Origin of the sequence: Yonghaparkia sp. Soil809 (assembly GCF_001429705.1) — a bacterium.
GTDB lineage: Bacteria > Actinomycetota > Actinomycetes > Actinomycetales > Microbacteriaceae > Microcella.
In genome coordinates, this window is the sequence record NZ_LMSV01000001.1 from 110,256 (window position 1) to 123,717 (window position 13,462).

General features: G+C 72.1%; 11 protein-coding genes. 2 read left to right on the forward strand and 9 right to left on the reverse strand.

All coding sequences use genetic code 11. The features are described from left to right. Positions 1–8 precede the first annotated feature (8 nt). Positions 9–317, reverse strand: coding sequence for a 50S ribosomal protein L21 (rplU, locus tag ASG83_RS00605; RefSeq protein ID WP_055855854.1), 309 nt, complete (start codon positions 315–317; stop codon positions 9–11). 154 nt (positions 318–471) lie between these two features. Between rplU and ASG83_RS00610 the strand changes: the two genes are divergently transcribed. Then, positions 472–744: a DUF4031 domain-containing protein gene (locus ASG83_RS00610; protein ID WP_055855856.1), complete on the forward strand. Its 273-nt coding sequence runs from the start codon at positions 472–474 to the stop codon at positions 742–744. Here ASG83_RS00610 and ASG83_RS00615 read toward each other — a convergent pair. From ASG83_RS00615 to ASG83_RS00630, 4 genes are read right to left on the reverse strand one after another with little or no spacing between them, the layout of a single operon-like run. After that, positions 741–2,216 carry a hypothetical protein gene (locus tag ASG83_RS00615; protein ID WP_055855859.1) on the reverse strand — a complete coding sequence of 492 codons (1,476 nt, stop codon included), beginning with the start codon at positions 2,214–2,216 and terminating at the stop codon, positions 741–743. The two genes, ASG83_RS00610 and ASG83_RS00615, sit on opposite strands and share 4 nt — an antisense overlap. After that, on the reverse strand, positions 2,197–2,949 hold the full coding sequence (locus tag ASG83_RS00620; RefSeq protein WP_055855862.1) for a TIGR03943 family protein: 753 nt from the start codon (positions 2,947–2,949) through the stop codon (positions 2,197–2,199). The genes ASG83_RS00615 and ASG83_RS00620 overlap by 20 nt, the downstream gene beginning before the upstream one ends. After that, positions 2,939–3,982, reverse strand: a complete 1,044-nt coding sequence (locus ASG83_RS00625) for a permease (RefSeq protein WP_082598975.1) — start codon at positions 3,980–3,982, stop codon at positions 2,939–2,941. Before ASG83_RS00625 ends, ASG83_RS00620 begins: the two co-directional genes overlap by 11 nt. A gap of 6 nt (positions 3,983–3,988) precedes the next feature. Beyond that, entirely contained in the window at positions 3,989–6,724 is a 2,736-nt protein-coding gene (locus ASG83_RS00630; protein WP_055855865.1) for an Rne/Rng family ribonuclease, read from the reverse strand. Positions 6,725–7,059: 335 nt separating this feature from the next. Here ASG83_RS00630 and ASG83_RS00635 point away from each other — a divergent pair, with 335 nt between their 5' ends. Beyond that, entirely contained in the window at positions 7,060–7,686 is a 627-nt protein-coding gene (locus ASG83_RS00635) for a vitamin K epoxide reductase family protein (protein ID WP_235459977.1), read from the forward strand. Positions 7,687–7,720: 34 nt separating this feature from the next. Here the strand turns inward: ASG83_RS00635 and ndk are convergent, their stop codons facing one another. The 4 genes from ndk to ileS are packed head-to-tail and all read right to left on the reverse strand — an operon-like array spanning position 7,721 to position 13,226. After that, positions 7,721–8,143, reverse strand: a complete 423-nt coding sequence (ndk, locus tag ASG83_RS00640) for a nucleoside-diphosphate kinase (protein ID WP_055855867.1) — start codon at positions 8,141–8,143, stop codon at positions 7,721–7,723. Between the two features lie 51 nt (positions 8,144–8,194). Then, positions 8,195–8,590, reverse strand: coding sequence for a DUF4233 domain-containing protein (locus tag ASG83_RS00645; RefSeq protein ID WP_055855870.1), 396 nt, complete (start codon positions 8,588–8,590; stop codon positions 8,195–8,197). Continuing rightward, positions 8,587–9,969, reverse strand: coding sequence for a folylpolyglutamate synthase/dihydrofolate synthase family protein (locus ASG83_RS00650; RefSeq protein ID WP_055855873.1), 1,383 nt, complete (start codon positions 9,967–9,969; stop codon positions 8,587–8,589). Before ASG83_RS00650 ends, ASG83_RS00645 begins: the two co-directional genes overlap by 4 nt. Next, entirely contained in the window at positions 9,966–13,226 is a 3,261-nt protein-coding gene (gene ileS, locus ASG83_RS00655) for an isoleucine--tRNA ligase (RefSeq protein ID WP_055855875.1), read from the reverse strand. Before ileS ends, ASG83_RS00650 begins: the two co-directional genes overlap by 4 nt. Positions 13,227–13,462 lie beyond the last annotated feature (236 nt).

Here is a 13,462-nt window from a genome sequence, read left to right on the forward strand (position 1 = left end):
GCCCCTTCTTACTTGATGCCGGTGATCTTGACGCGGGTCAGGTCGGCGCGGAAACCCTGGCGCTTCTTGTACCCGGTCTTGTTCTTGAACTTCTGGATGACGATCTTCGGGCCGCGCAGGTCGCCCAGGACCTCGGCGGTCACGGTGATCTTCGCGAGCTTCTTCGCGTCGGTGGTGACCGTGTCACCGTCGACGTGCAGAACGGGGGTGAGCTGGATGGTGCCATCCTCGCCCGCCTTGACTCGATCGAGGACGACGACCGTGCCGACCTCGACCTTCTCCTGCCGCCCACCGGCGCGCACAACTGCGTAGACCACGTTTCACCCTTACTTCGGAATGGAAGAAAACTCCTGGCGTCTCGCGCGGGCTCGGCCCAGCGCACACCAACGGTCGAGCATACCTGATCGCAGGATGCCGGTCAAAAGGACCGGCGCGCCTCGAACCGCGTACCCCCAGCCTACAATCTCCCGCATGGCTGTGCTGATCGACGAGCCCGTCTGGCCCGCCCACGGCCGGCTCTGGGGGCATCTCGTGAGCGATTCCTCGCTCGAGGAGCTGCACGCCTTCGCGCGCGCCGCGGGGATCCCCGAGCGGGGATTCGACCACGATCACTACGACTACCCGCAGGAGCGCTACGACGCGCTCGTCGCGCAGGGCGCGGAGCCGGTGACCGGGAAGGAGCTCGTCGCCCGCCTGAGCGCCGCCGGTCTGCGGGTGAGCCAGCGGGCGAAGCGCGGGCTCTAGCCGGTCGTCCAGACCGGGGAGAAGCCCTCGAGGGTGCGCACGAGCTGCCCGGTTTCCACGTCGATGATCGCGAGGGTGACGCTCGTCGGGCGCGGTTCGACGGGCCGGCCGTCGCCCACCGCCGCCTCGACGTCGGGCGTCACCTCGACGGCGACGAACTGGTCGTTGGGCGAGAGCAGGACGGCGCCGAGGCTGCCGCGGTTCTCGATCGTGCGGGCGAGCACGCGCGCTGCTCCTCCGCCGTCGTCGGCGACGAGCACGGTCGCGAAAGCGCCCGTCTCGGAGTCGGCCACGGCGACCTTCTGCACGCGCAGGCCCGCCGCGGTGAGCGCCGCCTCGCCGCCGAACGCCACCTCGCCCTCGACGAGCGAGGGGTTCAGTCGCTCCTCCTCGCCGGTGGCCAGGTCGAGGGCCACTCCGCCGAAGCTGTCGGTCGCGCTCGCACGGCCTCCGTCGCTCGAGACGCCGTGGACGGTCGGGTAGGCGCCGACCGGCAGCACGGTCTCCGGGGCGCCGGGGTCGAGCCGGACGAGCGTCTCGTCGACCGTGTGGACGAGCAGGTCGCCCTCCGGCAGGAACCAGGCGTCGAGGGCCGTGAGCGGCTCGCCGTCGAGGTCGACGAGCGGACGCAGAGCGCGATCCCCTCCGATGTCGAGCAGGGCGAGGGACCGCGGGGAGATCCCGCCCGGAGCGTCCGCCGCCGCGGCCGGAGAGAGCACGAGCGCGAGGGTCGTGCCCGCGCGCGGCGCGATGAGGCGATCGACGCGCGCCCCGTCGGGGAGCTGCAGGCGCTCGATGCGGCCGCTGCGGGCATCCACCGATTCGAGGACCGTGCCGCCGGCGCCGTCGTCGCGCGCGACGACGAGCACCCGCTCGACGGGCGCGAAGTGCTGGATGCCCGGCGCGGCGTGCACGACCGCGCCGCGACCCGCGCCCTCGATGTCGGCGCGGAGGATCTCGTCCACCCCGTTGTCTTCGCGGTCGAGGTACAGCACGCTCGCGGAGGCGGTCGTGAAGCGATGCTCGAACGTGCTCGTGTTCGGGCGGGAGGGAGCGCCGACGCCCTCGACGCGCACCGTGTACTCGGTGCCGTAGCGCAGGCGCTCGTCGAACTGGACGACGATGAGCTCGCCCTGCACGGACACGCTCGTCGCCGCGGCGGGCTCGACGGTCACGGCGTCCGCGTCGACGGCGTCGACGGGCTGGTTGGCGAACAGCCGGAGCTGCTGGCCCGACTGCTCGGTGACCCGGGTCGCGTCGACCTGCGCGGAGGAGAGCTTGGGGCCCTGCAGCACGCCGAGCGCGAGGAAGATCAGGCCGAGCCCGGCGAGCACCCCTACGAGCGCGGCGAACGCGCGGGAGAATCGGCGCTGGTCGCGCTCGTCCCGCAGGCGGCGGCCGTGGTCGGCGGCGCGGGCGACGCCCGGGAACCGCTCCTCCGTCCGGGTGTGCTCAGAAGAGGTAGGGCTCACTCGGCTGCTCCACCGCCTCGACCGCGTCGGGCAGCACCACGAGCGGCTGCAGGCTCGACTCGCTCGGGTTCGCTCCGAGCTCCCCCGACACGCTCACCCACGTGTCGATCGGGAACTCGCTCTGCCAGCCGGGCCGATGCACGGGCACGCCCAGCGGCTGCGCGTCGACCGCGCAGCACGTGATGACGAAGCGCGAGACGTAGAAGACGTTCTCGGGGTCGTCGGGGTCGGGCGCGACGAAGCCGACGAGGTCGGTCACCGGCTTGTCGGCGAAGAATCCGAGGTCGCTCGTCTGACGGAGGATGCCCGACCACTCGCGCACGGTGAAGCGGGCGACGGCGGCGTCGTCGGCCTGCGCCGCGTCGTCGAGGGCGTCGAGATCGGCCGCGGTCGCGTTGATCTGCCGCTGCTGGGCGGTGGCGGTGGAGAGCGTCGCGGGCGGGATGACGAGCATCCCGATCACGAACGCGCCCGCGATCGCCGCCGCCGTCAGGCCGAGCGCGCGCTCGCGGCGCGAGACGGGCGCCTCCTCATCGCGGCGCCGTCGCGAGGCGGCCGAAGCGACCGCGGCGACGACGAGCACGAGGGCGATCGCCGCCATGATCACCGTGAAGACGATGTAGCGCGGGTGGATGTAGAGCACGAGCCGGCCGGAGGCCGCGAGCCACAGGGCGACGGCCGAGATCGCGGCGATCAGGGCGACCCCGCGCCAGCGCTGGACGCTAGACCACATAGTTCACCACCAGTCCGAGCACGGCGCTCAGCAGGCCGACGACGAGCGTCACGCGCAGCAGGGTGCGCGTGGAGTACGTCGTGCGCATGAGCGCGAGCATCTTGATGTCGATGATCGGGCCGAAGACGAGGAAGGCCACGATCGAGCCGGGCAGGAAGGTCGACGCGAACGGCAGGATGAAGAACGCGTCGACGTTCGAGCACACGGAGATCACGAACGCGAGCGCCATCATCGCGAGCACGCTGAACAGGGGGTCGCTGCCGAGGGCGACGAGCACGTCGCGCGGCACCGCCACCTGGATGCCCCCGGCGACGAGGGCGCCGATCACGAGGGCAGGCATGAGGATGCTCGACTCGCGCACGAAGAGGTCGACCGACTGCTCGGCGCGGGTGCCGTGCCGGTGGCCGTCGTCCACCCGGCACTCCTCGGCGAACCGGCCCGTGAGGAGCGACTCGGGCTCCGGGTGCAGCGAGAACAGCCAGCCGAGGACGTTCGCGATGAGGAAGCCGCCGAGGAGGCGCGCGACGAGGATGCCGTCGTCGAAGCCGAACGCGGCGTGAGTCGTGAGGATCGTCACCGGGTTGAGGATCGGCGCCGCGACGAGGAAGACCATCGACTCGGGGATCGTGAAGCCGCGCCGCACGAGCCCCCGCGCGAGGGGCACGTTGCCGCACTCGCACACGGGCAGGAGCATGCCGAAGAGCGAGATGACCGCGCGCCGGCCCCACGGGTTCTGAGGCAGGATCCGGAGCAGCCACGCCTCCGGGATCCAGACCTGGACGAGGATCGACAGCGCGATGCCGAGGACGATGAACGGCAGGGACTCGATCACGACGCTCGTGGAGAGCGTCAGGAGATCCTGCGCGACGTCGGGCAGACCCGTGGGTCCCGACTCGGCGGTCGCCGCCCGCAGCACGATGAGCGCGATGATGCCGAGGACTCCGAGCCCGGCGGCGATGAGGTGCCGGGCGCCCCAGCGGCGGGAGGCTCGGTGGTCCTCCCGCCGCACGGGCGTCTGAAGTCGAGCGGTCATCGAACGCTAGGCGTCGCTCGCGGCGTCCAGACCGGCGGTCGAGATGGTCCCGGACGTCGCGCGGCGCGAGCCTCGCTTGCGCGTGCCGGGGGCCGGGGGCTCGGGCAGGGCCTCGAGCACCGAGCCGAGGAGCTGCTCGGCGGCGCGCGGGTCGATGCGCTGCCTCGACCGGCTCACGGGCGGCTCGGGCAGGTCGAGGACGGGCACGACGGCGTCGGCCGAGCCGCTCGTCGTCGCGGGCTCGGACGCCGCCGATGCGGCCCCGGCGCCTCCGCGAGCACGGCGACCGCCGCGCGAGCGTCCCGAACGGGCGGGCGACTCGGGGGCGCTCGACGCGCCGTCCGCGCGGGAGCCGCCCGTCGCGCCCGCCTCGCTCGTCGCGCTCTCGGGAGCCGGCGCACTCACAGCCGACGTCCCGCTCGGCGACTCGGCGGCGGCGGCCGAGTCGGCCGCGGGGCGCTCGGCCTCGGGCGCGGGATCGTGGTGCACGGTCTTCGCGGCGATGGTCGCGAGCGCCTTCGAGACGTCCTCGGTGATCGCGTGAGTGCCGGCGTGGCCGGACGACTTCGCTCCGCCGCTCTGGCCGTTCTGACCGTTCTGGCCGGCGCCGCCGCGCTGACCGCCGCGGTCGCCGCCGGTGCGGTCGCCGCCCGAGCGGTCGGAGCCCGAGCGCCCGCCTCGACGGCTGCCGCCCTGGTCGGCGCCGCCCTGCGAGGAGCGGTGCTTGACGACGGGGTCGTGGTGGAGGATCAGCCCGCGGCCCGCGCACACGTCGCACTGCTCGCTGAAGGTCTCCAGCAGGCCGAGCCCCAGGCGCTTGCGCGTCATCTGCACGAGGCCGAGGCTCGTGACCTCGGCGACCTGGTGCTTCGTGCGGTCGCGGCTGAGGCACTCGACGAGGCGCCGCAGCACGAGGTCGCGGTTCGACTCGAGCACCATGTCGATGAAGTCGACGACGATGATGCCGCCGATGTCGCGCAGCCGAAGCTGGCGCACGATCTCCTCCGCGGCCTCGAGGTTGTTCTTCGTGACCGTCTCCTCGAGGTTGCCGCCCGAGCCGACGAACTTACCCGTGTTGACGTCGACGACCGTCATGGCCTCGGTGCGGTCGATGACGAGCGAGCCGCCCGAGGGCAGCCAGACCTTGCGCTCGAGGGCCTTCTCGATCTGCTCCGAGATGCGGTACTCGTCGAAGGGGTCGTGGTCGCCCTCGTGCTTCTGCACGCGATCGAGAAGATCGGGCGCGACCGACCGGAGGTAGGCCTCGATGGTCTGCTGGGCATCCTGACCATGGATGACCATGGAGCGGAAGTCCTCGTTGAAGACGTCGCGCACGATCTTGACGAGCAGATCGGGTTCGCTGTGGAGCATCATCGGCGCCTGCGCGTTGGGGTTCGCGACCTGCTTCGAGATCTCGGCCCACTGCGCGGTGAGGCGGTTGACGTCGAGCGTCAGCTGCTCCTCCGTCGCGCCTTCGGCGGCGGTGCGCACGATGACGCCCACGTTGTCGGGCAGGACCTCCTTGAGGATCTTCTTCAGGCGCGCCCGCTCGGTGTCGGGGAGCTTGCGGCTGATGCCGTTCATCGACCCGTTGGGCACGTAGACGAGGTAGCGGCCCGGGAGGCTGACCTGGCTCGTCAGGCGCGCGCCCTTGTGCCCGATCGGGTCCTTGGTGACCTGGACGAGGATGCGGTCGCCGGGCTTGAGCGCGAGCTCGATGCGGCGGGGCTGATTCTTCTCGCCCTCGGCCTGCGCGGCCTCCCAGTCGACCTCGCCCGAGTAGAGCACGGCGTTGCGGCCGCGGCCGATGTCGACGAAGGCGGCCTCCATGCTCGGCAGCACGTTCTGCACGCGGCCGAGGTAGACGTTGCCGATGAGGCTGGACTCCTGCGAGCGGGCGACGTAGTGCTCGACGAGCACGCCGTCCTCCAGCACGCCGATCTGGATGCGGCCGTCCTTCGAGCGCACGACCATGACGCGGTCGACGCTCTCGCGGCGGGCGAGGAACTCGGCCTCGGTGATGACGGGGCGGCGGCGACCGGCGTCGCGGCCGTCGCGGCGGCGCTGCTTCTTGGCCTCGAGGCGCGTGGAGCCCTTGATGCGCTGCGGCTCGGTGATGAGCTCGGCGGGGCGGCGCTCGCGACGGTCGCGGCGGTCGGTGCGCTCCGAGCGGTCGTAGCGGTCTGAACGGTCCGGTCGCTCGGCGCGGTCCTCGCGCTCGGCGGGGGCCTGGTCGCCATCGACGGATGCTCCACCGCGGCTGCGACGCGCGCGCGAGCGCCGACGGCTCGTGCTCGTGCCCTCCTCGGGCTCGTCGTCGTCATCGCGCTCGCGCACCGGGCCGGTGCCGGGACGCGGCGCGAGGTACTCGACGGGGGGCGCGTAGAACAGCAGCGAGGTGGTGCTCTCGGGCTTCAGCACGGGGAACGGGGTCGTCGGGGTCTCTGGCTCGGGCTCGCTGGCCTCGGGTTCGCTGGCCTCGGGCTCGACGGGCTCCGGCTCGACGGCCATGGGCTCGACGGGCTCCGGCTCGGCAGCCGGCGACTCGACCTCGAACGCCGCGTCCTCGGGCGGGGCGGCCGGGGGCGCCTCGACGGCGGGCGCCGCGACGTCCTCCGTCACGGGCGCGGTCGCCGCGCTCTCGCGGGCGCTCTGCGCGTCGTCCTGGCCCTTGCGGGCGGCGCGGGGCTTGAACAGCCGGGTGCGCTTCTTCGGGTTCGTCTCGTTGTCGTCACTCACCATCGCTGGTGCACTCCTCGACCGTCCGGGCCGCGCCTGGACGGGAACTCTCCGGCAGCGGGCGCGTCGCCCCCGCTGCGAAACTCTTCGGTTGTCGGGCCGCAGCCCCCCGGTTCGGGTCGGGCGCGGGCCCGCGCACTGTCACTGCGCATACTCGGAACTGGCTATCCGACGCTCGCGACTCGGTGTCGCGAGGATGGTCCGGTGTGCCCGGAAAGCTTGTCTCTGGTGCGTCGCGAGCGCGGCTGGCGACGACTGCTCCTCATTATCGCACGACCCGCGCCGACGGGGGACCTTCGACCCGGGCGCCCGCGCGCCGCGTGCGGGAGGATCGAGTCGTGACCGCGCTCGATCCCGCCTCCGTCGCCACCGCCGCACCGGCCCGCCGCCCCTGGCTCATGGGCGCGTTCCTCCTGCTCACGGGCGCGGTGGGCTGGTGGGGCGCCATGGCCCTCATCACCGAGCGGGTCGCGAAGCTCATCGACCCGCAGCACGTGCTCAACTGCGACATCAACCCGCTCGTCTCGTGCGGCAGCGTGATGGAGAGCTGGCAGGCGTCCCTCCTGGGCTTCCCGAACCCCCTGCTGGGCGTCGCGGGCTTCGTCGCGCCGATGGCGGTCGGGGTCGCTCTGCTCGCCGGTGCGCGGTTCGCGCGCTGGTTCTGGGCGCTCTTCCTCGCGGGGGTCGCGGGCGCGTGGGTGTTCGTGACGTGGCTCTTCACCCAGTCGGTCTACGAGATCGGCGCGCTGTGCCCGTGGTGCATGCTCGTCTGGGCCGCGGTCATCCCCCTGTTCTGGTGGCTGCTCGCGTGGCTGCTCGCCACGGGCCGACTCACGGGCGGCGCCGGCCGACGGGTCGGCGCGGCCGTGCTGCCGTTCACGTGGGCGATCGTCGTCGTCAACTACGCGGTGATCGTGCTCGCGATCATCGTGCAGTTCCCGACACTGCTCCCGCGCCTGCTCTAGCCCCGACGAGGGCGGCGCGGCGGCGGGCGACCGCTCAGGCGAACCAGAGGGCGAGCTCGCGCGCGGCCGACTCGGACGAGTCGGAGCCGTGCACGAGGTTCTGCTGCACGCGCAGGCCCCAGTCGCGGCCGAGGTCGCCGCGGATCGTCCCGGGCGCGGCGGTCGTCGGGTCGGTCGTGCCGGCGAGCGAGCGGAACCCCTCGATCACGCGGTGGCCGGCGACGCGCGCGGCGACGACGGGGCCCGACTCCATGAACTCCATGAGCGGCTCGTAGAAGGGCTTGCCCTCGTGCTCGGCGTAGTGGGCGGCGAGCAGGTCGCGGTCGGCCTGCACCATGCGCAGGTCGACGAGCTGGTAGCCCTTCGCCTCGATGCGGCGCAGGATCTCGCCGGTGAGGTTGCGGGCGACGGCATCGGGCTTGAGCAGGACGAGGGTCTCTTCGACGGACGTGGTCATGGTGGCCTCCCGGCGGTCAGGTGCGGTCGTGCGATTGTTGGGGCGCGAGGGTCAGGATGCTCGGCCGACGCCGTTCGCGGCGTCGAGCTGGCGGCCCTTGATGACGGCCCAGATCCAGAATCCCACGAAGATCGCGGCGGCGACGCCCGCGAGCACCTCGAGGAACACGGTCGCGAGCAGCAGCAGCTGCAGCGCGTGGCCGAACCACTGCCCCCACGGGTAGCGCACGAGGCGCGCCGCGACGAGCAGCAGGACGATGAGGACGGCTCCCCCGCCGAACGCGGCGAGGGGGTCGACGACGCGGAGGCCGTAGATCACGAGGGCGCCGAAGATCACGACGACGGCCTCCATGACGAGCACGACGCTCAGGAGGGACTCGGTCGCGGTTCGCGCGCGACGGGGCTTCCGGGGGGCATCGTCGGCGGAGGCGGATGCGGGTGCGCTCACAGCGCCCAGCCTTCCTCACGCGCGATGCGCATCGCCTGACCGACGAGCGTGATCGACCCGGTCACGAGCACGGCGTCGCTCGGGCCGGCCTCGTCGCGGGCCTCCTCGAGCGCGACCGACAGCTCCGGCTCGATGCGCACGCGGTCGTGGCCGGCGATGTGCGTCACGAGCTCGGCGAGCTCGTCGGAGTCGAGCGCGCGATCGGACTCCGACTGCGTGACGACGAACCGGTCGACGACGGGGTCGAGCGCCTCGATGATGCCGCGTGCGTCCTTGTCGGTGAGGATCCCGACGATCGCCGTGACCTTCTCGAACGCGAAGGAGCCGAGCAGCGCCGTCGCGAGCGCCTCGGCGCCATGCGGGTTGTGGGCGGCGTCGACGAGCACGCTCGGCTCGATGCCGATGAGCTGAAGCCGGCCGGGGCTCGTCACGGTCGCGAAGCCCTCGTGCAGGACGTCCATCGCGAGCGGCTGCTCGCCTCCGCCGAGGAACGACTCGACCGCCGCGATCGCGAGAGCGGCGTTGCGCGCCTGGTGCTCGCCGTAGAGGGGCAGGAAGAGGTCGCGGTACTCCCCCGCTCGGCCCCGCACGTCGATGACCTGGCCGCCGACCGCGAGCCGGGCATCCAGCAGCGCGAAATCGACCCCTGCGGCGGCGACGGGCGCCTCGTCGTGCTCGGCGGCGCGCAGGATCTCATCCATCGCCTCGGTCTGCTGCAGCGCGGTGACGACGTGCGCGGCGGGCTTGATGATGCCCGCCTTGGTGCGCGCGATCTCGGCGACGGTGCGGCCGAGTCGGCTCTCGTGGTCGAGCGCGATGGGCGTGAGCACGGCGACGTCGCCGTCGGCGACGTTGGTCGAGTCCCACTCCCCGCCCATGCCGACCTCGAGCACGACGACGTCGACGGGCGCATCGGCGAAGCATGCGAACGCGAGCACCGTGAGCGCCTCGAAGTAGGTGAGAGGCTCCTCGCCGTTCGCGGCGAGCTCGGCGTCGACCATGAGCAGGTAGGGCTGGATGTCGGCCCAGTTGTCGGCGAACGCACGATCGGCGATCGGGGCGCCGTCGATCATGATGCGCTCGGTGACGCGCACGAGGTGCGGGCTCGTCATGAGCCCGGCGCGCAGCCCGTAGGCGCGCAGGATGCTCTCGATCATGCGGCTCGTCGACGTCTTGCCGTTCGTGCCGGTGATGTGGATGACCCCGTACGAGCGCTGCGGGTCGCCGAGCAGCTCGACGGCTCGGCGCGTGGGCTCGAGGCGCGGCTGCGGGCTGCCTTCGCCGAGGCGCGCGAGCAGCTCGGCGAAGACGGCGTCGGCGACCTCGCGGTCGGCGAGCTCCTGCTCGCTCGGCTCCCGGCGGTCCTGCGCCCCGGTCATGCTCGCTCCACCTCGATCGTCACGGATGCCCCGGCCCCGACCGGCGCCGCCGCCCCCTCGCCAGCCTCCCCGACGCTCAGCGAGGTGGCAAGCGTCTCGCCGCCGATGAGCTCCCGGTGGGCCTCGATCGCGGCGCGCGTCGCGGCATCGCTCGAGCCGAGCGCGAGCGCGATGCGGTCGCTCACGTCGAGGCCTGCGTCCTTGCGGGCCTGCTGCACGGCGCGGATGACGTCGCGCGCGACGCCCTCGGCCTCGAGCTCGGGCGTCACGGTGGTGTCGAGCAGCACGAAGCCCGAGCCGGGCAGGAAGACGACGGCCGCGGCCGGGTCCTCGAGCTCGAGCTCGAGCGTGAACTCGCCCGGCTCGAGCGCGATGCCGCCGACGACGACGCCGTCGCCCTCGACCCGCCAGTCGCCGGCCTTCGCGGCGCCGATCGCCTGCTGCACCTGCTTGCCGATGCGCGGCCCCGCTGCGCGCGCGTTGACGGCGAGGCGGCGCGTGATGCCGTACGCGGCGACGAGCGAGTCGTCGAACTCGACGAGCTCGACGGCCTTGACGTTGAGCTCGTCGCGGAGGATGTCGGAGAACGGCGCGAGCGCTGCGGCGTCGGGCGTGACGACCGTGAGGGTCGACAGCGGCAGGCGCACGCGCAGGCTCTGCGCCTTGCGGAGGGCCAGGCCCGAGCTCGCGATCGCGCGCACGCGGTCCATGGCGGTGACGAGCGCGGGGTCGGCGGGGAAGGCATCCGCGCCCGGCCAGTCGGCGAGGTGAACGCTCTCGCCTCCCGTCAGGCCGCGCCAGACCTCCTCGGAGACGAGCGGCGCGAGCGGTGCCGCCACGCGCGCGAGCGTCTCGAGCACCGTGTAGAGCGTGTCGATCGCGTCGCGGTCGTCGCCGGCCCAGAAGCGCTCGCGGCTGCGGCGCACGTACCAGTTGGTGAGCACGTCGGCGAAGTCGCGCAGCGCGGCGGCCGCGAGCGGGCTGTCGAGGCCTTCGAGCTCGGCCGTCACGGTCTCGACGAGGTCGCGCGTCTTCGCGAGCAGGTACCGGTCGAGCACGTTCGTCGAGTCGGTGCGCCAGCGGGCATCCGCCACCTGCGCCGCGTTCGCGTAGAGGGTGAAGAAGTAGTACGTGCTCCACAGCGGCAGCAGGAACTCGCGCACGCCCGCGCGGATCCCCTCCTCGGTGACGATGAGGTTGCCGCCGCGGATCACCGAGCTCGACATGAGGAACCAGCGCATGGCGTCGGAGCCGTCGCGCTCGAACACCTCCGTCACGCTCGGGTAGTTCTGCAGGCTCTTCGACATCTTCTGGCCGTCGTTGCCGAGCACGATGCCGTGGCTGATGACGTTCGAGAACGCGGGGCGGTCGAACAGCGCCGTCGCGAGCACGTGCATCGTGTAGAACCAGCCGCGGGTCTGCCCGATGTACTCGACGATGAAGTCGCTCGGGTTGTGGTTCTCGAACCAGTCGGCGTTCTCGAAGGGGTAGTGCACCTGCGCGAACGGCATCGAGCCGGAGTCGAACCACACGTCGAAGACGTCCTCGATGCGGCGCATCGTCGAGCGCCCGGTCGGGTCGTCGGGGTTCGGGCGCGTGAGCTCGTCGATGAACGGGCGGTGCAGGTCGACCTCGCCCGCGGCGTTGCGCGGCAGGGCGCCGAAGTCCGCCTCGAGCTCGGCGAGCGAGCCGTAGACGTCGACGCGCGGGTGGTTGGGGTCGTCGCTCTTCCACACCGGGATGGGGCTGCCCCAGAAGCGGTTGCGGCTGATCGACCAGTCGCGCGCGCCCTCGAGCCACTTGCCGAACTGCCCGTGCTTGACGTTGTCGGGCACCCAGCGGATCCGCTCGTTGAGCTCGAGCATCCGATCGCGGATCTCGGTCACGCGCACGAACCAGCTCGAGACGGCCTTGTAGATGAGCGGATTGCGGCAGCGCCAGCAGTGCGGGTAGCTGTGCTCGTAGCTGCGCACCTGCAGCAGCCGGCCCTGCTCGCGCAGCATGCTCGTGAGCGTCTTGTTCGCCTCGAAGACCTGCAGTCCCGCGACCTCGGGCACCTGCTGCAGGAATCGCCCGCCGTCGTCGACCGAGATGATGATGGGGATGCCCGCGGCGGCGCAGATCGCCTGGTCGTCCTCGCCGTAGGCGGGGGCCTGATGCACGATGCCCGTGCCCTCGCCCGTGGCGACGTACTCGGCGACGAGGATCTGCCAGGCGTGCTGCATGCCCCAGGCCTCGACGTCGGCGTAGTAGTCGAAGAGGCGGTCGTAGTGCACGCCGCCGAGCTCGGCCCCGAGCATCCGCCGCGTGATCGCCGCGTGCGCCTCGGCCGCGGTCTCGTAGCCGAGCTCCTTGACGTAGGCGCCCAGGGTGTCGTTCGCGAGCATGTACTGGCTCTCGCCGGCGACCGCGTCGCGGGCGCCCGACCCGTCCCGGTCATCCGCCGCCCCGTGGGGGCCCGCCGGCAGCACGACGTACTCGACCTCGGGGCCGACGGCGAGCGCCGCGTTCGTCGGGAGGGTCCACGGCGTCGTCGTCCAGGCGAGCGCCTTGACGCCCGTGAGGCCGAGCGCCTCGGCCTTCGAGCCGACGAGCGGGAAGGTGACGGTCACCGACTGGTCCTGGCGCATCTGGTAGACGTCGTCGTCCATGCGCAGCTCGTGGTTCGACAGCGGCGTCTCGTCGCGCCAGCAGTACGGCAGCACGCGGTATCCCTCGTACGCGAGGCCCTTGTCGTGCAGGGTCTTGAAGGCCCACAGCACGCTCTCCATGAACGAGATGTCGAGCGTTTTGTAGTCGTTCTCGAAGTCGACCCAGCGGGCCTGCCGCGTGACGTAGGTCTCCCACTCGTCGGTGTAGCGCAGCACGCTCTCACGGGCCCTGGCGTTGAACGCCTCGATGCCCATCTCCTCGATCTGGGCCTTCTCGGTGATGCCGAGCTGCTTCATCGCCTCGAGCTCGGCGGGCAGACCGTGGGTATCCCACCCGAACCGCCGGTGCACCTGCTTGCCGCGCATCGTCTGGAACCGCGGGAACACGTCTTTCGCGTAGCCCGTGAGCAGGTGCCCGTAGTGCGGCAGGCCGTTGGCGAACGGCGGGCCGTCGTAGAAGACCCACTCCTCGCAGCCCTCGCGCTGCTCGATCGACCGGCGGAAGGTGTCGTTCGTCGCCCAGTACTCGAGCACGTCGGCCTCGAGCGCGGGGAAGCGCGGGGAGGCGACGACGCCCTGGTCGTCGCGGTGGAGGGGGTAGCCCATGGTGTCTCCGGTGTCTGCAGCGCACTCACCGCGAGGACGACGGGGCTCGTCGAGCCCGCCGCGGTACCACCCCGCTTGCCGATGCCCTCCGCTCGCCGTGCTGGCGGGCGGATGCTCCGGCCCCTCTCCTGCGGCTGTGACGGGCCTGCCCCGCTCGGGTCTAGTTGGCGGGTCGCTCGAGCACGAGCGTCCCGCTGTTCTTCCGAGGGCTCCCCGGTGATGGCCGGATCGACGCC

Bases quoted from the DNA above. Each gene is read 5' to 3' on its own strand.
- ASG83_RS00610 (WP_055855856.1), top strand. From the start codon at position 472: ATGGCTGTGCTGATCGACGAGCCCGTCTGGCCCGCCCACGGCCGGCTC.
- ASG83_RS00620 (WP_055855862.1), bottom strand. From the start codon at position 2,949: ATGTGGTCTAGCGTCCAGCGCTGGCGCGGGGTCGCCCTGATCGCCGCG.
- ASG83_RS00625 (WP_082598975.1), bottom strand. From the start codon at position 3,982: ATGACCGCTCGACTTCAGACGCCCGTGCGGCGGGAGGACCACCGAGCC.
- ASG83_RS00630 (WP_055855865.1), bottom strand. From the start codon at position 6,724: ATGGTGAGTGACGACAACGAGACGAACCCGAAGAAGCGCACCCGGCTG.
- ndk (WP_055855867.1), bottom strand. From the start codon at position 8,143: ATGACCACGTCCGTCGAAGAGACCCTCGTCCTGCTCAAGCCCGATGCC.
- ASG83_RS00650 (WP_055855873.1), bottom strand. From the start codon at position 9,969: ATGACCGGGGCGCAGGACCGCCGGGAGCCGAGCGAGCAGGAGCTCGCC.
- ileS (WP_055855875.1), bottom strand. From the start codon at position 13,226: ATGGGCTACCCCCTCCACCGCGACGACCAGGGCGTCGTCGCCTCCCCG.